The organism is Geodermatophilus sp. SYSU D00698 (assembly GCF_054050335.1).
This window is the reverse complement of record NZ_JBJGZD010000002.1, coordinates 235,054-254,520: the sequence shown is the minus strand read 5'-3', so window position 1 is coordinate 254,520 and position 19,467 is coordinate 235,054. Positions and strand designations below refer to the sequence as shown.

Here is a 19,467-nt window from a genome sequence, read left to right as displayed (position 1 = left end):
GGTGAGCGGCCCGCCGGTCCCGGTCGCGCAGGTCCGCAGCGCCGTCCGGCCGGGCCTGCGGGCGTCCGGGCAGCCGGTGCTGGTCGCCGTCAGCGGGGGAGCGGACTCCCTCGCGCTGGCCGCCGCGGTCGCCTTCGAGGCCCCGCGCGCCGGGGTGCCCGCGGGCGCGGTGACCGTCGACCACGGTCTGCAGCCGGGGTCGGCGCAGCGCGCGCGGGACACCGCCGACCTGCTGCGGGGGACGGGGCTGGACCCGGTGCTGGTCGTCCCGGTCGAGGTGGGCGCCGCGGGCGGCCCCGAGGCCGCGGCCCGCGCCGCCCGGTACGCGGCCCTGACCGGGTGCGCGCGGGAGCGCGGCGCGCGGATCGCCCTCGGCCACACCCTCGACGACCAGGCCGAGACCGTGCTGCTCGGGCTGGGCCGCGGCTCGGGCCCGCGCTCGGTGGCCGGGATGGTGGCCGAGCGCCCGCCGTTCTGGCGGCCCCTGCTCGGCGTCCGCCGGGCCACCACCCGGGCCGCCTGCGCGGCCCTGGGCCTGCCGGTGTGGGACGACCCGTGGAACACCGACCCCGCCTACCGCCGCGCGCGGCTGCGCGCCGAGGTGCTGCCGCTGCTCGAGGACGTGCTCGGCGGCGGCGTCGCGCCGGCCCTGGCCCGGACGGCGGACCTGCTGCGGGAGGACCTCGACGCCCTCGACGCGCTGGCCGACGGCCACCTCGCCCGGCTCGCCGGCCCGGACGGCCTGCCGGTCGCGGACCTGGCGCCGCTGCCGGCCGCGCTGCGCCGCCGGGTGCTGCGCGGCTGGCTGCGCGGGGCGGGGGTCGGCGACCTGCAGGCGGTGCACCTGGCCGCCGTCGACGCGCTGCTGACCGGGTGGCGCGGGCAGGGACCGGTGGCCCTCCCGGGCGGTGCGGAGGCGCTCCGGACGTCTGGCAGGCTGGTGCTGCGGCCCGCCGGCTCCCGGGGCGGGAGGGCCGGAACCGCCCCCGACCCCGAGGAGCAGGCCCCGTGAGCGAGACCGCGTCGACCCCTGTCGTGCTGGGGCCCGACCACGGCTACGGCCCCGACATCGACCACGTGCTGCTGTCCGAGCAGCAGATCCAGGACAAGATCACCGAGCTGGCCGACCGGATCGCGCGGGACTACGAGGGCCGGGAGGTCCTGCTCGTCGGCGTCCTCAAGGGCGCGGTGCTGTTCATGAGCGACTTCGCCCGGGCGCTGCGGCTGCCCACCCAGATGGAGTTCATGGCCGTCTCCTCCTACGGCAGCTCCACCAGCTCCTCGGGGGTGGTGCGCATCCTCAAGGACCTCGACCGGGACATCTCCGGCATGGACGTGCTCGTCCTCGAGGACATCATCGACTCCGGGCTGACCCTGTCCTGGCTGCTCAAGAACCTCGGCAGCCGCCGGCCCGCCTCCCTGGAGGTGTGCGCGCTGCTGCGCAAGCCCGACGCGATCAAGGTCGAGGTGCCGGTGCGCTACGTCGGGTTCGACATCCCCAACGAGTTCGTCGTCGGCTACGGCCTCGACTACGCGGAGCGCTACCGCGACCTGCCCTACATCGGGACGCTCAAGCCCGAGGTCTACGCGACGTAATCGGTCGGCCTACCGGCCGACACCGCGACCAGGTGCCGTCCCCGGCCCGCGTCGAGCCCGACCGCCACACCCGTCGCGGAGCCCTCCGGGCCCCCCTCGGGCACGACACCGCCCTGTCGGGCGGGGTCCCCAGGACGGGGGAGAGCCCAGCACCCGGGCAGCTCGCACACAGGGGACGTGCAGCCTCCCCGGTGTACCGTCGACCGCAACGACGCTGGACCGAGCGCCAGGGTGCCCGCCCGGGTCGCGCGGAGCGTCACCGGACGCGATCAGGAGGGTCGACGGGCCAGGCCGGAGCCCCCCGGCCGCCCGGCATCGGTGTATGGAACGCAAGAAGATCTTCCGCTCCGTGTGGTTCTGGGTCGTCCTCGTCGTCCTGGTGGCCCTCGGGCTGTCCACCTTCCTCGGCGGCGGCTCCAGCTACGAGCAGGTCAACACCTCGGTCGCGCTGCAGCAGATCGAGGACGGCAACGTCGAGTCGGTCACGATCAACGACAAGGAACAGACCCTCGACCTCGACCTGAGCCGTCCCTACGAGGGCAACGACCAGATCAGCGCGTCGTACCCGATCGGGGCCTCCGACGACGTCTTCGCCCTGGTCTCCGGGATCGACGCGAACGGCCAGCGCACCGGTGACGGCGTCGACTTCACCACGAACGTCACGCAGGACAACGTCTTCGTCAGCGTCCTGATCAGCTTCCTGCCCTTCCTCATCCTCCTGCTGCTGCTGTTCTGGCTGTTCAACTCCATGCAGGGCGGCGGCCGCGGCGTCATGGCCTTCGGCAAGTCCAAGGCCAAGACCGTCAGCAAGGACATGCCGAAGACGACGTTCGCCGACGTCGCCGGCGCCGACGAGGCCATCGAGGAACTGCAGGAGATCAAGGACTTCCTGGCCAACCCGGTCAAGTTCCAGGCCGTCGGCGCCAAGATCCCCAAGGGCGTGCTGCTGTTCGGCCCGCCCGGCACCGGCAAGACGCTGCTCGCCCGCGCGGTGGCCGGCGAGGCCGGCGTGCCGTTCTTCTCGATCTCCGGGTCGGACTTCGTCGAGATGTTCGTCGGCGTCGGCGCCAGCCGGGTCCGCGACCTGTTCGAGCAGGCCAAGCAGAACGCGCCGGCGATCATCTTCGTCGACGAGATCGACGCCGTCGGCCGGCACCGCGGCGCCGGCATGGGCGGCGGCCACGACGAGCGCGAGCAGACGCTCAACCAGATGCTCGTCGAGATGGACGGCTTCGACGTCAAGGGCGGCGTCATCATGATCGCCGCCACCAACCGGCCGGACATCCTCGACCCCGCGCTGCTGCGCCCGGGCCGCTTCGACCGGCAGATCGCCGTCGACCGGCCCGACCTCGAGGGCCGCAAGCGGATCCTCGAGGTGCACGCCAAGGGCAAGCCGCTCGCCCCCGACGTCGACCTCGAGACCGTCGCCCGCCGCACCCCCGGCTTCACCGGCGCGGACCTGGCCAACGTGCTCAACGAGGCCGCGCTGCTCACCGCCCGCCAGGGCAACTCGGTCGTCACCGACGCCACCGTCGAGGAGGCCATCGACCGCGTCATCGCCGGCCCCGAGCGCAAGACGCGGGCGATGAGCGAGAAGGAGAAGAAGGTCACCGCCTACCACGAGGGCGGGCACGCCCTCGTGGCGCACGCGCTGCCCAACCTGGACCCCGTGCACAAGGTGACGATCCTGCCGCGCGGCCGCTCGCTCGGGCACACGCTCGTCCTGCCGACCGAGGACAAGTACACCCAGACCCGGTCGGAGATGATCGACACCCTGGCCTACGCCCTCGGCGGGCGCGCGGCCGAGGAGCTGGTCTTCCACGAGCCGACCACCGGTGCCGGCAACGACATCGAGAAGGCCACCTCGATGGCCCGCGCGATGGTCACCCAGTACGGCATGAGCGCCAAGCTCGGCGCGGTCAAGTACGGCAGCACCGACTCCGAGCCGTTCCTCGGCCGGGACATGGGCTCGCGGCCGGACTACTCCGAGGCCGTCGCCGCCGACATCGACGCCGAGGTCCGCGCCCTCATCGAGGCCGCCCACGACGAGGCGTGGGAGATCCTCGTGGAGTACCGGGCCGTGCTCGACCAGCTCGTCCTCGAGCTGATCGAGAAGGAGACCCTCTCCAAGGACGACATGGCCCGCATCTGCGCGCCGGTCACCAAGCGCCCGTCGCTGGCTCCCTACAACGGCTTCGGCAAGCGCACGCCGTCGGACCAGCCGCCGGTGCTGACCCCCGCCGAGCGGGCGGCCCAGGCGAACGGCCACGGGGCCACCGCGGCCGGCAACGGGCTGGTCAAGGGCGGCAACAACCCGGTCGGTGACGTCGGCGCGCCCGTCCAGAGATGAGTGAGATCCCGGAAGAGGCCGAGGACGAGGTCCGTCCGGACTTCTCGCGGGTCGACTCGGCGCGGGCGGAGGCCGCCGTCCGCGAGCTGCTGCTCGCGGTGGGCGAGGACCCGGACCGGCCCGGGCTGCGGGACACCCCCGCCCGGGTCGCCCGGGCCTACGCCGAGACCTTCGCCGGCCTCTGGCAGGACCCCGGCGAGGTGCTCGCCACCGTCTTCGACGAGGACCACGACGAGATGGTCCTGGTCCGGGACATCCCGATGTACTCGACCTGCGAGCACCACCTGGTGCCGTTCCACGGCGCCGCGCACGTCGGCTACATCCCCGGCGACGACGGCCGGGTGACCGGGCTGTCCAAGCTGGCCCGCCTGGTGGACGTCTACGCCCGCCGCCCGCAGGTGCAGGAGCGGATGACCCGGCAGATCGCCGACGCGCTGGCCGAGCACCTCAAGCCGCGCGGCGTGATCGTCGTCGTCGAGGCCGAGCACCTGTGCATGGGGATGCGCGGCATCCGCAAGCCCGGGTCGACGACGGTCACCTCGGCCGTCCGCGGCATGTTCCGGGAGAACGCGGCCACCCGTGCCGAGGCGATGAGCCTCGTCCTGGGCCGGTGACCGGCCGCCGCGCCGAGCTCCTGCACCCGGGGCGGTGCGTGGTGATGGGCGTCCTCAACGTCACGCCCGACTCCTTCTCCGACGGCGGCTGCTTCGCCGACACGGCGTCCGCGGTCGCGCACGGCCTGGCGATGGCCGCGGCGGGCGCCGACTACGTCGACGTCGGCGGCGAGTCCACCCGCCCGGGCGCCGACCGCGTGGACGCCGCCGAGGAGCGCCGCCGCGTCGTCCCGGTGGTCCGCGAGCTCACCGACGGCGGCGTGCGGGTCAGCGTCGACACCACCCGCACCGAGGTCGCCGAGGCGGCGCTGGAGGCCGGGGCGGTGCTGGTCAACGACATCAGCGGCGGGCTGGCCGACGACGGCATGGCCGTGCTCGTCGCCGACGCCGGCGTCCCGTGGGTGCTCATGCACTGGCGCGGCCACAGCCGGGAGATGTACGCGCAGGCCACCTACGGCGACGTCGTCGCCGAGGTCTGCGCGGAGCTCACCACCCGGGTCGACGCCGCGCTGTCGGCGGGCGTGGACGCCGCCCAGCTCGTGCTCGACCCCGGCCTGGGCTTCGCCAAGCAGGCCGCGCACAACTGGGCGCTGCTGGCCGCGCTGCCCCAGGTGGTGTCCCTCGGCCTGCCGGTGCTGGTCGGCGCCTCGCGCAAGTCCTTCCTCGGCCGCCTGCTCGCCGGTGCCGACGGCGCACTGCGCCCGGCGCCGGGACGCGACGCCGCCACCCTGGCCACGACCGTCCTCGCCGCGGAGGCCGGCGCCTGGGGCGTGCGGGTGCACGACGCCGCGGGCTCGGCCGACGCCGTCCGCACCGTGGCCGCCGTCCAGCGCGCCCGCGAGGAGGCCCGCCGTGACTGACGCCCGCGTCCCCGACCGGATCGCCGTCCGGGGCCTGACCGCGCACGCCCACCACGGCGTCTACGGCTTCGAGCGCGAGAACGGGCAGACCTTCTCCGTCGACGCCGTCCTGGAGCTCGACACCGCACCCGCCGCGGCCGGCGACGACCTGACCAGGACGGTCAACTACGCCGAGCTCGCCCAGCGGCTGCACGCCGTCCTCACCGGGGACCCGGTGGACCTGCTCGAGACCCTCTGCCAGCGGCTGGCCGACGTCTGCCTCGCCGACCCGCTGGTCGAGGCCGCCGAGATCACCGTGCACAAGCCGCAGGCCGACCTGGGCGTCCCCTTCGACGACGTCACCGTCACCATCCGCCGCGAGCGTGCGCCGTGAGCCGCGCCGTGCTCTCGCTCGGCGCCAACCTCGGCGACCGCGCGAAGGCGCTGCGCACCGCCGTCGAGGCGCTCCGGGTCGACGGCCTGGTCGCCCGCTCGACGCTGTACGAGACGCCGCCGTGGGGGCCGGTCGAGCAGCCGCCCTACCTCAACGCGGTGGTGTTCGTCCGCGGCGACCGCGACGCCGCCGGCTGGCTGGCCCGCGCGCACGAGCTGGAGCAGGCCGCCGGGCGCACCCGCGACGTGCGGTGGGGCGCGCGCACCCTCGACGTCGACGTCGTCACGGTGACCGCCGACGACGGCACCCCGGTCCTCTCCGACGACCCGGCCCTCACGCTGCCGCACCCGAGGGCGCACGAGCGGGCGTTCGTGCTGGTCCCGTGGCTGTCGCTGGACCCGACCGCGGTGCTGCCGGGGCACGGGAGGGTGGCCGACCTCGTCGCGGCGCTCCCGCCGGAGGACGTGGCCGCGGTCGTGCGGTGGGAGCACCTGCATTGAGGCCGGTGAACCGTCGCGACCTGGTCGTCGTCGCCGTCGGGCTGGCGCTGGCCGCCTGGCTGCTGGTCCGCGCGACCTACGGCAGCCTGCCGCCGCTGCGCTGGTGGCTGCCGGTGCCGCTGGCGCTGCTCGCCGTCGCCGAGGCGCTCGGCGCCCGCACGCTGCGCGTCCGGCTGGAGGCCGAGCGCGCCGCCCGGCGCAGCGCCCGCGGGGGAGAGGCGGCGCCGCCCGCCGACCGCGGCGCGCCGCTGGTGCGCCGGGTCGAGCCGCTGCTGGTCGCGCGGCTGGCGGTGCTCGCGCAGGCCAGCGCCTTCGTCGGCGCGGCGTTCGTCGGCGTCTGGGCCGGGGTGCTGCTGCACGTGGCCCCGGCGGTGGCCCGGCTGCAGGCGGCCGGCGGCGACACGGTCACCGCGGTCGTCGGCGTCCTGTGCGCCGTGGCGCTGACCGTCGCCGCGCTGTGGCTGGAGTCGGTCTGCCGCATCCCGCCGGAGGAGCGCGACGACCGGCGGCCGGGGGACGGCGTCCGGGCCTAGCGAGCCGGCCCGGCCGCTCAGCCCCGGGCGGGCACCGGGCCGGCGGTCTCCGGGGCCGTCCCCTCCACCGAGCGGCGCAGCGCCGCGTGCAGCGAGTCGGGGGTGAGCACGCCGAGGAAGACGTCGCCGTCGAGCACCGCGACCCAGCCGGCCTCGTGCTGGAGCATCGTCGAGAACGCGGTCTTGAGCGTCGCGTCGGCGGGCACCCAGGCCTCCATCCGGCGCGCCGCCGTCCCCACCGTGCCGGCGCCCGTGGCCCGCTCCGCGGACAGCCAGCCGTGCAGCCGGCCGTCGTCGTCCAGGACGACCGCCCAGCGGGCGCCCCCGGCCTCCAGCGACGCGCGGGCGTCGGCCAGCCCGTCGGCCACGTGCACGACCGGCGGCCGCTCCAGGTCGTCGGGGCCGATGCCGGTGACCGCCAGCCGCTTGAGGCCGCGATCGGCGCCCACGAAGTCGGCGACGAAGGCGTTGGCCGGCCGGCCGAGCAGCTCCGCGGGCGGGGCGAACTGCTCGACGTGGCCGCGGGTGCTCATCACCGCGATGCGGTCGCCGAGGCGGACGGCCTCCTCGATGTCGTGGGTGACGAACACGATCGTCTTGCGCACCGTCTCCTGCAGCCGCAGGAACTCCGTCTGCAGCCGCTCGCGGACCACCGGGTCCACCGCGGAGAACGGCTCGTCCATCAGCAGGACGGCGGGGTCGGCCGCCAGCGCCCGGGCCACGCCGGCCCGCTGCCGCTGGCCGCCGGAGAGCTGGGCCGGGTAGCGCCCGCCGTGGACGGCGGGCTCGAGGCCCACGGTGGCCAGCAGCTCGTCGACGCGGGCGCGGGTGCGCCGCTTGTCCCAGCCCAGCAGCCGCGGCACGGTGGCGACGTTGTCCCGCACGGTCCGGTGCGGGAAGAGCCCGACGTTCTGGATCACGTAGCCCATCCGGCGGCGCAGCCGGTCGGCGTCGACGCGGGTGACGTCCTCACCGCCGAGCAGGATCCGCCCCGTCGTCGGCTCGATGACCCGGTTGATCATCTTCATCGTCGTGGTCTTGCCGCAGCCGGACGGGCCGACCAGGACCGACAGCTCGCCCGCGGCGAAGGTGAGGTCTAGCCGCTCCACGCCGACGGTGCCGTCGGGGTAGGTCTTGCTGACCCCCTCGAGCCGGATCTCCTCTGCGGTGCTCTCCCGGCCCGCAGCGGCAGTAGCGTCCACGGGGTGACCTCCCTGGGTGCGCGCCCCCTGCTGGACGCGGTGAACGACCCCGCGGTGGGGCCGCTCGCGGTGGACGAGGCGCCGAACCCGTGGTTCGACCCGTCCTACGTGACGGAGAACTGGGACTCCATCCTGTCCTACACCGGCGAGCACGTCCGGCTGACCGTGCTGGCGGTGGTGATCGGCGCGGCCGTCGCGCTGCCGCTGGCGGTGCTCGCCCGGCGCAGCCGGTTCCTGTCGGCGCCGGTGCTCGGCCTGTCCACGGTCGTCTACACGATCCCGTCGCTGGCCATGTTCGCGCTGCTGGTGCCCTTCACCGGGCTGTCGTCGAACACGGTGCTCATCGGCCTGGTCGCCTACTCGCTGGTCATCCTGGTGCGGAACTTCCTCGCCGGCCTGCAGGGCGTCCCCGCCGACGTCCGCGAGGCGGCGCGGGGGATGGGGCTGTCGGCCGCGCAGACGTTCTGGCGGGTGGACCTGCCGCTGGCCCTGCCGGCGTTCATGGCGGGGCTGCGGATCGCCACGGTGTCCACGGTCGCGCTGACGACGGTCGGCGTCCTGGTCGGCCACGGCGGGCTCGGGCAGCTGATCACCGGCGGGTTCGCGGCGAACTTCTACCGCGCGGAGATCGTCACCGGCGCGGTCGGGTGCGTGCTGCTCGCCCTGCTGGCCGACGTCCTGCTGGCCGGCGCGGAGCGGGCGCTCACCCCGTGGACGCGGGCGGTGCGGACGTGAGCGAGCTCGCGAGCTCACGCGGGGGCGGAGCAACGCCGGGCACGAGGCCGAGGAGCGCCGGCGAGGAGGACGAGTGAACGACTTCTCCCGCGCGCTGGTCTACCTCAACGACCCGTTCAACTGGACCCGCCCCGACGGCATCGTCGACCTGACGCTGGAGCACCTGGGCATCTCCGCCGTCGCGGTCCTGGCGGCGATGGTCGTGGCGCTGCCGGTCGGCGCCGCCCTGGGGACGGCACGCCGCGGCGCGGGCCTGGTCGTCGTCCTGTCCAACGTCAGCCGGGCGGTCCCCACCCTCGCGCTGCTCACCCTGTTCGCCGTCAGCCCCATCGGCTTCGGCAACCGCGCGACGACGATCGCGCTGGCGGTGTTTGCCGTCCCGCCGATCCTCACCAACACCTTCGTCGGCTTCCGCGGCGTCGACCCCGAGGTGGAGGAGGCCGCCCGCGGGATGGGGATGAGCCGGGCGCAGGTGCTCGGCCGGGTCGAGCTGCCGCTGGCCCTGCCGCTGGTGACCACCGGCATCCGCACGGCGGCGGTCCAGGTGGTGGCGACGGCGGGCCTGGCCGCGCTCGTCGGCGGGGGAGGGCTGGGCCGGCTGATCAACCTCGGGTTCGGCCAGCAGGACTACGGCGTGATGATCGCCGGCGCGATCCTCGTGGCGGGCCTGGCGCTGCTCACCGAGCTCGTCCTCGCGGTGCTGTCCTGGGCGGTCACCCCGGGCCCGCGCCGGCTGCCGTTCCTGCACGCCCGCACCCCCGCCTCGCGGGACGGCGCCGTACCGGAACCCACCGCCAGCGGGGTGCCGCTGTGACCTGCGTCTCCGGCTGATCGCGGGAGGGTAACGAGAGCGCAACACATCGGCGGGGGCGGTGTCGGTGTGCGGGACCCGCGGGTTGCATGGGCGCGCGGGCGACCCCCGCCAGACACGCGTCGCGGCCGCACGCCGCACGGGACACAGAAGGCGGAACACCATGCGCAGGCAGCGCGCACTCGCTCCTCTCCTGCTCACCGGCCTGCTCCTGACCGCCGCCTGCGGCGAGTCGGGCTCCTCGGGCACCGGCGGCTCGACCGCGAGCGGCTCGGCCGCCAGCGGCGACGCCTGCGCCCCGGTGGCCGGCGACCAGCTCGTCGTCCTCGAGGACGACCAGGAGCTGCAGAACGCGGACAACATCGTGCCGGTGGTGACCTCGGCCACCGCCGCGGCCAACCCGGCGCTGGTGCCGGCCCTCGACGCGGTCTCGGCCGCGCTGACCACCGACCAGCTCATCGACATGAACGCCGCGGTCGACCTGGAGCGGCGCAGCGCCGAGGACGTCGCGGCGCAGTGGGTCGAGGACAGCGGCGTGACCGAGGGCCTCGAGCAGGGCAGCGGGCCGGTCATCGTGGGCGCCGGCAACTTCACCGAGTCGACGGTCCTGGCCAACGTCTACGCCGGGGTCCTGCGGGCCGCGGGCTTCGACGCCACCGTGCGCGAGGTGGGCAACCGCGACCTCTACCTGCCGGCGCTGATCTCGGGCACCGACCTGCAGGTCTTCCCCGAGTACCTGGCCACCGTCACCGAGGCGCTCAACACCCAGGTCAACGGCCCCGACCCGACGCCGATCGCCAGCGGCGACGCCCAGGCCACCCGCGACGCGCTGCAGCCGCTGGCCGACCGGGTCGGTCTGACCTTCGGCACGCCGTCGGAGGCCGCCAACCAGAACGCCTTCGCCGTGACCCAGGAGTTCGCCGACCGACTCGGCGTCACCACGCTGTCGGAGCTCGCCGACGCCTGCGGTGACGGGTCGCTGGTCCTGGGCGGGCCGGCCGAGTGCCCGACCCGGCCGTTCTGCCAGCCGGGCCTCGAGGAGACCTACGGCCTGCAGTTCGCCGAGTTCCGAGAGTTCGACGCCGGCGGCCCGGCCACCAAGGCCGCCATCCAGCAGGGCGAGGTCTCGATGGGCCTGGTCTTCAGCTCCGACGCCGCCCTCGCTCAGGGCTAGCGGCAGCCAGCGGGCCCTCCGGCTGCGCCACACGGGACGATTCCGTGCCGCAGTCGGGGGCTCGCTCAGCGTTACCCTGAGGCCATGCGGACGGGGGGACGGCTGCGCGTCGCCGGGCAGGTGCTCGGGTGCGCGCTCGCCACCGCCGCGACCGCCGTCGTCTTCCTCAGCGACGACCCCCAGGTCCTGCGGGTGGCCGTGGTCGCCGTCGCCTGGGCCTGCCTGGGCGCCGCCTTCGCGACCGGACGCCGTCCGGAGCCGACCGGGGGTGGTCCCGACGTCGCCGCCCTCGAGGCGCGGCTGCGCCGGGCCCACGAGACCGAGCGCGACCGCGAGGCGGCCGCGCACCGCGAGTCGGAGCGGCAGCTGGAGGCGCGGGTCCGCGGCGAGTCCGAGGCGTCGATGCGCCGCGAGCTCGACGGGCTGCGGTCCGAGGTGGCCGGGCTGCGCGGGGACCTCGCCGGCCTCGACGCGCTGCACGCCGAGGTCGCCGCGATCGGCGCCCTGCGGGCCGACCTGGCCGAGCTGGCCGGCCTGCGCGCCGACGTCGGCCGGCTGCGCGCCGAGCTGACCGAGCGGTCCGCGGGCGAGCTGTCCCCCACGGGCGAGTTGCACCACGCCGGCGAGATGCACATCGAGCGGGTGGTCATGCGCACCCAGTCGGTGCGGACCGGCCGCGAGCCCCTGGAGCCGGCGACCGCCGCCTGGCACGCCGCCGTCCCCCGTGAGCTGGGCGGCTGGCCCGGGCCGTCCGACGGCCCCGGTACCGCGGTGCCGGCCACGGTCGCCGCCCCGCTCCCCGCGCCGGAGCCCGAGCCCGAGCCGGTCGCGCGCGTGGGAACGCCTCCGCCGGTGCCGCGCCGGCGCCACACCGATCTGCCCGCCGACCTGCTGCCCCCGGCGCCGCAGGAGCAGCTGACCCTCGAGCGCCCCGCCGTGCACGCCGCCGCCGCGGGGCACGGAGGCCACGCGGTCCCGCCGGCCGACGACGAGGCCGGCGTGGCGCGGCTGGCGCAGATCCTCGCCGAGAGCGGGGTCACCCCCGGCGGCCGGCGCCGCCGCTACCGCGACGCCTGACGAAGGACCCCTCGCCCCCACCGCTCGCAGGCTCGCGCCAGGCCCCGTCCAGAGGCTCGCCGCGAGCTCGCGAGCGGTGAGGAGGACGGGGTCCTCCTGCCTGCGAGGGGGCCGAGGGGCCGTCGGCTACGCCGGGCCGCGGGAGAGCGCGCCGCCGTCGAGCACGAGCGTCTGCCCGGTGACCCAGCCGGCGCCGAGCAGGTAGGCCGCGGCCTCCCCGACGTCCTCGGGCTCGCCCAGCCGGCCGGCCGGGTAGGCGCGGGCGGCCTCCTCCTCGCGCCCCTCGTAGAGCGCGCCGGCGAACCGGGTCTTCACCACCGCCGGGGCGACCGCGTTGACCGTCACCTTCGGGCCGAGCTCCACGGCCAGCTGGGTGACCAGGTTGACCAGCCCAGCCTTGCTGACGCCGTAGCCGCCGATCATCGGCGAGGCCTTGAGCCCGGCCACCGAGGCGACGACGAGGACCGAGCCGCCGTGCTCGGACATCCACGCCCGCCAGGCCTCCTGCACCAGGCCGAGCGTGCCGACGACGTTGGTGTCGAGGATCTTGCGGAACGCGTCGAGGTCGAGGTCCACCATCGGGCCGTAGACCGGGTTGATCCCGACGTTGCCGACCAGGTGGTCGAGGCTGCCGAACCGCTCGACCGCGGTGCGCACGGCCTCGGCGCGGTGCGCGGCGTCCCCGGCGTTGCCGGCCACGCCGACGGCGACGTCGGGTCCGCCGAGCGACGCGACGGCCTCCTCCAGCGCCTCGGCCTTGCGGGCGGTGAGCACCACGCGCGCCCCCCGGTCGACCAGGCTGCGGGCGATGGCCAGCCCGATGCCGCGGCTGCCGCCGGTGACCAGTGCGGTGCGTCCCTCGAACGTGCCCACGTCACTCCCTCGTGTCCGCCGGCGACCGCGTCGGCGCCGGTGCCGCCGCAACCGTAGGACCGCCCCCGGACGGGCTCCCGCCCGCCCCGGCGGGGAGAGCGTGAGCCACCCCACACCGCCGTTCCGTTGCAGGGGCCCCGGGGCCGACTCACACTCGCCTTCGGCGCGTCGCCCGCGTGACACACCCGGTCGCAGCGGACGGCCCGCCGGCACGACCCGCACCGCACCCGCACCACCCGGCCCGCCAACGACGACGGTCCGTCCACCGAGTCCGGTACCCGCCAGGGACTGGAACGAGAGGTGACCCGATGCCTGCTGCCCGCAGGACCCCCCGCGCTGCCGGGCTCGAGCCCGCCGACAGCGCCCCCGCCCGGCTCCGCGTCGGCGTCATCGGCGCCGGCCGCGTCGGCGCCGTCCTCGGGGCCGCGCTCGCCGCCGCCGGCCACGACGTGGTCGCCGCCTCCGGCGTCTCCGCCGCCTCCGCCGAGCGCGCCGCCCGGCTGCTGCCCGGCACCCCGCTGCTGCCCGCCGACGAGGTGGTCGCCGCCGCCGACCTCGTGGTGCTCGCCGTCCCCGACGACACGCTGCCCGGCCTGGTCGCGGGCCTCGCCGGGACCGGGACCTGGCGGGCCGGCCAGCTGGCCTTCCACACCTCCGGCGCGCACGGCCTGGCCGCCCTCGCCCCCGCGGAGCGGGCCGGCGTCCTCCCGCTCGCCCTGCACCCGGCCATGACCTTCACCGGCGCCCCCGAGGACGCCGACCGGCTCGCCGGCGCCCCGTTCGGCGTCACCAGCCGCCCCGAGCACCGGCCGGTCGCCGAGACCCTGGTGCTGGAGATGGGCGGCGAGCCGTTCTTCGTCGCCGAGGACGACCGGCGGCTCTACCACGCGGCGCTGGTCACCGGCGCGAACCACCTGGTCACCCTCGTCGCCGAGGCCGCCGACCTGCTGCGCCAGGCCGGCGTCGACGCCCCGGCCCGGGTGCTCACCCCGCTGCTCACCGCCGCGCTGGACAACGGCCTGCGCCGCGGCGACCGCGGGCTCACCGGCCCGGTCAGCCGCGGCGACGTCGGCACGGTGGCCGACCACCTCGCGACGCTCACCGACCGGGCCCCCGAGTCGGTGGCCGCCTACGTCGCCATGGCGCAGCGGACCACCGAGCGGGCGCTGTCCGCCGGCCGGCTCAAGCGGCACGAGGGCGCGCCGCTGCTGGACCTGCTCTACGAGGCCGCCGACCCGGCCGGGTCGCGATGACCACGAGCACCACGGCTGTGTCGTCCCCCCGCCCCACCGCCCCGTCCATCGCCGAGACGGCCGCCGACCTCGCCCGCCTGCGCGCCTCCCTGCCCGGCCCGGTGGCGCTGGTCCCGACCATGGGCGCCCTGCACGAGGGGCACCGCACGCTCGTCCGCGCCGCCCGCGAGCGGGCCGGCAGCGTCGTCGTGTCGGTGTTCGTCAACCCGACCCAGTTCGGCCCCGGCGAGGACCTCGACCGCTACCCGCGCACCTGGGACGCCGACCTCGCGGCGCTCACCGACGAGGGCGCCGACGTCGTCTTCCACCCGCCGGTCGGCGAGGTCTACCCGCCCGGCTCGCTCGGCGTCACCGTCGACCCCGGCCCGCTCGGGTCGGTCCTCGAGGGCGCGGTCCGGCCCGGCCACTTCGCCGGCGTGCTGACCGTCGTCGCCAAGCTGTTCGGCCTCACCCGGCCCGACCTCGCCCTCTTCGGCGAGAAGGACTACCAGCAGCTGACGCTGGTCCGGGCGATGGTCCGCGAGCTGGCGCTGCCGCTGGAGGTGGTCGGCGTCCCGACCGTCCGCGAGGCCGACGGCACGGCGCTGTCCAGCCGCAACCGCTACCTGGCGCCGGGAGAGCGCGCCCGGGCCGCGACGTTGAACCGGGCGCTGCGTGCCGGGGCGGACGCCGGCCCGCGCGGTGCCGAGGCCGTCCTCGCCGCCGCCCGCGCGGTGCTGGCCGGCGCGCCCGAGCTGGTGCCCGACTACCTCGAGCTCACCGACCCCGACCTGGGCCCGGCCCCCGCGGCCGGCCCCGCCCGCCTCCTGCTGGCCGCCCGCGCCGGCAGCACCCGACTCCTCGACAACGTCCCCGTCACCTTGGGAGAGCCCCGATGATGCGCACCATGCTCAAGTCCAAGATCCACCGGGCGACGGTGACGCAGGCCGACCTGCACTACGTCGGCTCGGTGACGATCGACGAGGACCTGCTCGACGCCGCCGACCTCATCCCGGGCGAGCAGGTGGCGATCGTGGACGTCACCAACGGCGCCCGGCTGGAGACCTACGTCATCCCCGGCGAGCGGGGCAGCGGCGTCGTCGGCATCAACGGCGCCGCCGCGCACCTGGTGCACCCCGGCGACCTGGTGATCCTGATCAGCTACGGCCTCATGGACGAGACCGAGGCCAAGAGCTACATCCCGAAGGTCGTGCACGTCGACGGCGACAACCGCGTCGTCGAGCTGGGCGGGGACCCCTCGGCCCCGGTGCCGGGCGCGGCCGACCAGCGGCGCAGCGACCTCGGCGTCCCCGTCCGGTGACCCTGGCGGCCCCGACCGTCAGCGGCCTGCCCACCCGGCTGGCCGCCCCCGCGCCCGGCTGGGAGCTGTCGGCCGACGTCTGCGTCGTCGGCTCCGGCGTCGCGGGCCTGTGCGTCGCGCTGCACGCCCGGGCCGCCGGGCTGTCGGTCGCCGTCGTCACCAAGGTCCGCGTCGACGACGGGTCGACCCGCTGGGCGCAGGGCGGCATCGCCGCGGTGCTCGACCCGGCCGACAGCCCCGAGGCGCACGCCCGCGACACCGAGGTCGCCGGCGTCGGGCTGTGCGAGCCCGAGGCCGTGCGCACCCTGGTGACCGAGGGCCCGGCCCGGCTGCACCAGCTCATCGGCTGGGGCGCCGGCTTCGACCGCGACCCGTCGGGCCGCCTGCTGCTCACCCGCGAGGGCGGGCACACCGCCGACCGGATCGTGCACGCCGGCGGCGACGCCACCGGCGCCGAGGTCATGCGCGCCCTGTGCGAGGCCGTGCACGCCGACCCCGGCATCACCCTGGTCGAGCACGCGATGGTGCTCGACCTGCTCACCGACGCCGGCGGCCGGGCCGCGGGCGTCACCCTGCACGTCCTCGGCGAGGGCACCGAGGACGGCGTGGGCGCGGTCCGCGCGCGGGCCGTCGTCCTCGCCACCGGCGGGATGGGCCAGGTCTACGCCGCGACGACGAACCCCGCGGTGTCCACCGGCGACGGCGTGGCCCTGGGCCTGCGCGCCGGCGCGGTGGCCACCGACCTGGAGTTCGTGCAGTTCCACCCGACGTCGCTGTACCGCGGCCCGGGCGCCCGCGGGCAGCAGCCGCTGGTCAGCGAGGCGCTGCGCGGCGAGGGCGCGGTGCTGCGCGACGGGGCGGGGGAGCGGTTCATGGCCGGCGTCCACCCGCAGGCCGAGCTCGCGCCGCGCGACGTCGTCGCCAAGGCCATCACCCGGGTGCAGCTGCGCGACGGCGTCGACCACGTGTGGCTCGACGCCCGGCACGTCCCCGGCCTCGCCGAGCGGTTCCCGACCATCGTGGCCAGCTGCCGCGCCATCGGCGTCGACCCGGTCACCGACCTGGTGCCGGTCACGCCCGCCGCGCACTACGCCTCCGGCGGCCTGGTCACCGACCTGGCCGGCCGGACCACCGTCCCCGGGCTCTACGCCTGCGGCGAGGCGGCCTGCACCGGCGTGCACGGCGCCAACCGGCTGGCGTCGAACTCGCTCCTCGAGGGGCTGGTGTTCGCCGCCCGCATCGGCGCGGAGCTGGCCCGCTCGCTGCCCCCGGCCGCGCCGGCCCGCGCGGCCGCCGCCGGCACCTCGGGCCTGCTGGACCCGGCCGGGCGGCGCACGGTCACCGAGACGATGTCCGCCCGGGTCGCCGCGCTGCGCTCGGGCGCCGGGCTGGCCGAGGCCACCGGCGTGCTCGCCGGGCTGGCGGCCGGGCTGGCGAGCGGCCCGGGCGCCGCGCCCGGCGTGGCGAGCTGGGAGGCCACCGACCTGCTCACCGTCGCGAGCGCCCTCACCGCCGCCGCCGGCGCCCGGGAGGAGACCCGCGGCTGCCACTGGCGCGAGGACCACCCCGCCACCGAGGAGGACTGGCGGGTGCACCTCGACGTCCGCCTCGACGACGACGGCCGGCTGCGCCTGACCCGCCGGCCCGTGGGGACCCCCGTGGTGCCACCGTGGTGACCGCCGACCCGCGGTCGCTGGCGGGCACCGGGCTGGCCGAGGCCTGGGTCGACGACCTGGTCGAGCGCACGCTGGCCGAGGACCTCGCCGGCGGGGCGGTCCTGCCCGGCGCGCCGGACCTGGCCGTCGCACTCGACGTCACCAGCGCCGCCACCGTGCCCCCGGCGCAGTACGGCACCGCCGACCTCGTCGCCCGCGCCGACGGCGTCGTCGCCGGCCTGCCCGTCGCCGCCCGCGTGTTCACCCGCCTCGCGCCCGGCGCCACGCTCACCGCCGGCGCGGCCGACGGCGACCGGGTGACCCGCGGGGACGTGCTGCTGACCGTGCGCGGGCCGGTGCGGGCGCTGCTGGCCGCCGAGCGCAGCGCGCTGAACATCGCCAGCCGGGCCAGCGGCATCGCCACCGCCACCCGCGCCTGGGTGGACGCCGTCGAGGGCACCGGCGCGGTCGTCCTCGACACCCGCAAGACCACCCCGGGGCTGCGCCCGCTGGAGAAGTACGCGGTGCGCTGCGGCGGCGGGTCGAACAAGCGCATGGGCCTCTACGACGTCGCGATGGTGAAGGACAACCACGTCGCCGCCGCGGGCTCGGTCGCGGCCGCCGTCGCCGCCGTGCGCGAGCGGGCGCCGCGGGTGCCGGTGCAGGTCGAGGCGGACACCCCCGCGCAGGCGGTCGAGGCGGTCGAGGCCGGCGCGGACTTCCTGCTGCTGGACAACATGCCGCCCGCGCAGCTGCGCGAGGTGGTGGCGCTGGTCGGCGGGCGCGCGGAGCTCGAGGCCACCGGCGGGCTGACCCTCGCCGTCGCCCGCGAGGTCGCCGCGACCGGCGTGGACTTCCTGTCGGTCGGCGCGCTCACCCACTCCTCGCCGATCCTCGACCTCGCGCTCGACCTGCGGAGCTGACCGGCGTGCTGCTCACCGTCGACGTCGGCAACAGCCAGACCGTGCTGGCCACCTTCGACGGGGCCCGGCGGGTCGGGTGCTGGCGCGTGACGACGCACGCGCGGGCCACCTCCGACGAGATCCGCATGCTGTGGCGCGGGCTGCTGCGCGACACCGAGGTCACCGGCGTCGCCGCCTGCTCCACCGTGCCGGCGCTGCTGCCCGCGCTGCGGCAGCTGCTGGACTCGCTCGAGGTGCCGGTGGTGCTCATCGGCCCCGGCGTGCGCACCGGCGTCCCGCTGCACGTCGACAACCCGCGCGAGGTCGGCGCCGACCGCGTGGTCACCGCGCTGGCCGCGCACGAGCTGTTCGGCCGGGCGCCCGACGGCAGCGGCCGCCCCGTCGTGGTGGTCGACTTCGGCACCTCCACCAACGTCGACGCCGTCGGCCCGGAGGGTCAGTTCCTCGGCGGCGCGCTGGCCCCGGGTGTCGAGGTCAGCCTCGAGGCGCTGGCCACCCGCGCGGCGCAGCTGCGGTCGGTGGAGCTCACCGTCCCGGCGCAGGCGATCGGCAAGAACACCGTCGCCGCGCTGCAGTCGGGGCTGGTCCTCGGCTTCGCCGGCCTGGTCGACGGGCTGGTCGGCCGGATCGCCGGCGAGCTGGTCGCGCAGTTCGGCGACCCGCCGGTCGTCGTCGCCACCGGGGGCCTGGCGCCGCTGGTGGCCGACAGCTGCCGCACCGTCGGCGAGCGCGAGCCCGACCTCACCGTGCACGGCCTGCGGCTGGCCTTCGAGCGGGCCCAGGCCGGCGGCCGCCGCTAGGCGGGAGCCGGGCTCGCCGGCAGCACGGTGCCCAGGCCGATGCCGCGGGCGCGCAGCCGCCGCAGCTCCACCGTGGCCAGCGCGGCGCTGATCAGCGGCCCGACGACGGCGAACGCGACGGCCACCGGGACCGGCATGCCGGCGTCCTCGGGGTCCCAGAGGCCGACGACGCCCAGGACGAGGACGACGACCGCCACCGCGATCTCGGTCAGCCCGCGCAGCGTCGGGTGCCCGTCGACGGCGCAGAACCAGTGGACGACGACCAGCCGGCCGGCCACCCAGATCGTCGCCCACACGGCGACGAGGGCGGTCCAGCCGAGGGCGAGGGTCACGAGCGCCATCAGCCCGCTCGGCTGCACCTGGGTGAGGACCAGCCAGACGAGCCCGCCGGCCAGCACGAGGCCGGCCACCGATCCACCCAGCCGGCCCAGCGGCACCCGCAGGTTGGCGGCCTGCTGCCGGCGCAGGGGCGGCGGGGTGAGGAACAGGATCACCGCCATCGGGACGAGCATCGCGACGCCGCCGATCGCCGCGGAGCGCATCACCGACAGCACGATGCGCGAGACCTGGTCGGTCACGCTGCCCAACCCGCCCCACTGCAGCTGGGCGACGGTGAGGATCGCGATGCCCCAGGCGCCGCGCAGCGCGGCCAGCCGCTCGAGCTGGTGGTCGCGGACGGCGAAGCGGTCGGCCGGGGTGAACACGCGGCGGTGGAAGTCCGCGGTCCTGCGCCACACCGCCGCGGTCCACGTGGCGATGCCGGTGACGATCCAGCCGACGATGCTGCCCACCCATGCCTCCGGGGTCCCGCCGCGCCGCCGGACCGTCGCGGTCTCGG

21 protein-coding genes are annotated in these 19,467 nt (G+C 76.5%); 18 read left to right on the top strand and 3 right to left on the bottom strand.

All coding sequences use genetic code 11. The features are described from left to right. Position 1: 1 nt before the first annotated feature. From tilS to ACI8AB_RS02955, 8 genes are all read left to right on the top strand, one after another. A complete protein-coding gene (gene tilS, locus ACI8AB_RS02990) occupies positions 2-1,012 on the top strand; it encodes a tRNA lysidine(34) synthetase TilS (protein WP_387987230.1) in 1,011 nt (336 codons plus the stop codon). Continuing rightward, positions 1,009-1,596, top strand: a complete 588-nt coding sequence (hpt, locus tag ACI8AB_RS02985; protein WP_456948885.1) for a hypoxanthine phosphoribosyltransferase — start codon at positions 1,009-1,011, stop codon at positions 1,594-1,596. Before tilS ends, hpt begins: the two co-directional genes overlap by 4 nt. A 322-nt stretch (positions 1,597-1,918) precedes the next feature. Then, complete coding sequence (gene ftsH, locus ACI8AB_RS02980; protein ID WP_456948884.1) at positions 1,919-3,946, top strand: ATP-dependent zinc metalloprotease FtsH; 2,028 nt, start codon at positions 1,919-1,921, stop codon at positions 3,944-3,946. Beyond that, positions 3,943-4,560 (top strand): GTP cyclohydrolase I FolE, encoded by a 618-nt coding sequence (gene folE / locus ACI8AB_RS02975; RefSeq protein ID WP_456930044.1) that lies wholly within the window; start codon positions 3,943-3,945, stop codon positions 4,558-4,560. Before ftsH ends, folE begins: the two co-directional genes overlap by 4 nt. Next, complete coding sequence (folP, locus tag ACI8AB_RS02970; protein ID WP_456948883.1) at positions 4,557-5,420, top strand: dihydropteroate synthase; 864 nt, start codon at positions 4,557-4,559, stop codon at positions 5,418-5,420. Before folE ends, folP begins: the two co-directional genes overlap by 4 nt. Further along, positions 5,413-5,793 carry a dihydroneopterin aldolase gene (gene folB, locus ACI8AB_RS02965; protein WP_456948882.1) on the top strand — a complete coding sequence of 127 codons (381 nt, stop codon included), beginning with the start codon at positions 5,413-5,415 and terminating at the stop codon, positions 5,791-5,793. The genes folP and folB overlap by 8 nt, the downstream gene beginning before the upstream one ends. Continuing rightward, entirely contained in the window at positions 5,790-6,293 is a 504-nt protein-coding gene (gene folK, locus ACI8AB_RS02960; protein WP_456948881.1) for a 2-amino-4-hydroxy-6-hydroxymethyldihydropteridine diphosphokinase, read from the top strand. Before folB ends, folK begins: the two co-directional genes overlap by 4 nt. Before the next feature lie 5 nt (positions 6,294-6,298). Beyond that, positions 6,299-6,826 carry a DUF3180 domain-containing protein gene (locus ACI8AB_RS02955; protein ID WP_456948880.1) on the top strand — a complete coding sequence of 176 codons (528 nt, stop codon included), beginning with the start codon at positions 6,299-6,301 and terminating at the stop codon, positions 6,824-6,826. Between the two features lie 17 nt (positions 6,827-6,843). Here ACI8AB_RS02955 and ACI8AB_RS02950 read toward each other — a convergent pair whose 3' ends face one another. Further along, complete coding sequence (locus tag ACI8AB_RS02950; RefSeq protein ID WP_456948879.1) at positions 6,844-8,028, bottom strand: ABC transporter ATP-binding protein; 1,185 nt, start codon at positions 8,026-8,028, stop codon at positions 6,844-6,846. A 3-nt stretch (positions 8,029-8,031) separates the two neighbouring features. On the opposite strand from ACI8AB_RS02950, the gene ACI8AB_RS02945 reads away from it, so the two are divergent. The 4 genes from ACI8AB_RS02945 (at position 8,032) to ACI8AB_RS02930 (ending at position 11,825) form a co-directional block, all read left to right on the top strand. After that, on the top strand, positions 8,032-8,763 hold the full coding sequence (locus ACI8AB_RS02945) for an ABC transporter permease (RefSeq protein ID WP_456948878.1): 732 nt from the start codon (positions 8,032-8,034) through the stop codon (positions 8,761-8,763). 73 nt (positions 8,764-8,836) lie between these two features. After that, positions 8,837-9,577, top strand: coding sequence for an ABC transporter permease (locus tag ACI8AB_RS02940; protein WP_387987201.1), 741 nt, complete (start codon positions 8,837-8,839; stop codon positions 9,575-9,577). A gap of 160 nt (positions 9,578-9,737) precedes the next feature. Further along, positions 9,738-10,748, top strand: coding sequence for a glycine betaine ABC transporter substrate-binding protein (locus tag ACI8AB_RS02935; protein ID WP_456948877.1), 1,011 nt, complete (start codon positions 9,738-9,740; stop codon positions 10,746-10,748). An 84-nt stretch (positions 10,749-10,832) separates the two neighbouring features. After that, entirely contained in the window at positions 10,833-11,825 is a 993-nt protein-coding gene (locus tag ACI8AB_RS02930; protein WP_456948876.1) for a DUF6779 domain-containing protein, read from the top strand. Between the two features lie 126 nt (positions 11,826-11,951). On the opposite strand, the gene ACI8AB_RS02925 is transcribed toward ACI8AB_RS02930, so the two are convergent. Continuing rightward, positions 11,952-12,698, bottom strand: a complete 747-nt coding sequence (locus ACI8AB_RS02925; protein WP_387987193.1) for an SDR family oxidoreductase — start codon at positions 12,696-12,698, stop codon at positions 11,952-11,954. Positions 12,699-13,006: 308 nt separating this feature from the next. Here ACI8AB_RS02925 and ACI8AB_RS02920 point away from each other — a divergent pair, with 308 nt between their 5' ends. From ACI8AB_RS02920 to ACI8AB_RS02895, 6 genes are read left to right on the top strand one after another with little or no spacing between them, the layout of a single operon-like run. Next, complete coding sequence (locus ACI8AB_RS02920) at positions 13,007-13,951, top strand: Rossmann-like and DUF2520 domain-containing protein (RefSeq protein ID WP_456948875.1); 945 nt, start codon at positions 13,007-13,009, stop codon at positions 13,949-13,951. A gap of 17 nt (positions 13,952-13,968) precedes the next feature. After that, the gene (gene panC, locus ACI8AB_RS02915) at positions 13,969-14,829 is read left to right on the top strand and encodes a pantoate--beta-alanine ligase (protein WP_456948874.1); all 861 of its coding nucleotides are present in this window, start codon (positions 13,969-13,971) and stop codon (positions 14,827-14,829) included. Then, positions 14,826-15,251: an aspartate 1-decarboxylase gene (gene panD / locus ACI8AB_RS02910; protein ID WP_456948873.1), complete on the top strand. Its 426-nt coding sequence runs from the start codon at positions 14,826-14,828 to the stop codon at positions 15,249-15,251. Before panC ends, panD begins: the two co-directional genes overlap by 4 nt. Further along, entirely contained in the window at positions 15,248-16,927 is a 1,680-nt protein-coding gene (locus ACI8AB_RS02905) for an L-aspartate oxidase (RefSeq protein ID WP_456948872.1), read from the top strand. The genes panD and ACI8AB_RS02905 overlap by 4 nt, the downstream gene beginning before the upstream one ends. Continuing rightward, on the top strand, positions 16,924-17,829 hold the full coding sequence (nadC, locus tag ACI8AB_RS02900; protein WP_456901720.1) for a carboxylating nicotinate-nucleotide diphosphorylase: 906 nt from the start codon (positions 16,924-16,926) through the stop codon (positions 17,827-17,829). The genes ACI8AB_RS02905 and nadC overlap by 4 nt, the downstream gene beginning before the upstream one ends. A gap of 5 nt (positions 17,830-17,834) precedes the next feature. Next, a complete protein-coding gene (locus ACI8AB_RS02895; RefSeq protein ID WP_387987176.1) occupies positions 17,835-18,629 on the top strand; it encodes a type III pantothenate kinase in 795 nt (264 codons plus the stop codon). On the opposite strand, the gene ACI8AB_RS02890 is transcribed toward ACI8AB_RS02895, so the two are convergent. Further along, a complete protein-coding gene (locus tag ACI8AB_RS02890) occupies positions 18,626-19,420 on the bottom strand; it encodes a hypothetical protein (protein WP_387987173.1) in 795 nt (264 codons plus the stop codon). The two genes, ACI8AB_RS02895 and ACI8AB_RS02890, sit on opposite strands and share 4 nt — an antisense overlap. Positions 19,421-19,467: the final 47 nt, after the last annotated feature.

Bases quoted from the DNA above. Each gene is read 5' to 3' on its own strand.
- ftsH (WP_456948884.1), top strand. From the start codon at position 1,919: ATGGAACGCAAGAAGATCTTCCGCTCCGTGTGGTTCTGGGTCGTCCTC.
- folE (WP_456930044.1), top strand. From the start codon at position 3,943: ATGAGTGAGATCCCGGAAGAGGCCGAGGACGAGGTCCGTCCGGACTTC.
- ACI8AB_RS02935 (WP_456948877.1), top strand. From the start codon at position 9,738: ATGCGCAGGCAGCGCGCACTCGCTCCTCTCCTGCTCACCGGCCTGCTC.
- ACI8AB_RS02930 (WP_456948876.1), top strand. From the start codon at position 10,833: ATGCGGACGGGGGGACGGCTGCGCGTCGCCGGGCAGGTGCTCGGGTGC.
- ACI8AB_RS02920 (WP_456948875.1), top strand. From the start codon at position 13,007: ATGCCTGCTGCCCGCAGGACCCCCCGCGCTGCCGGGCTCGAGCCCGCC.
- panD (WP_456948873.1), top strand. From the start codon at position 14,826: ATGATGCGCACCATGCTCAAGTCCAAGATCCACCGGGCGACGGTGACG.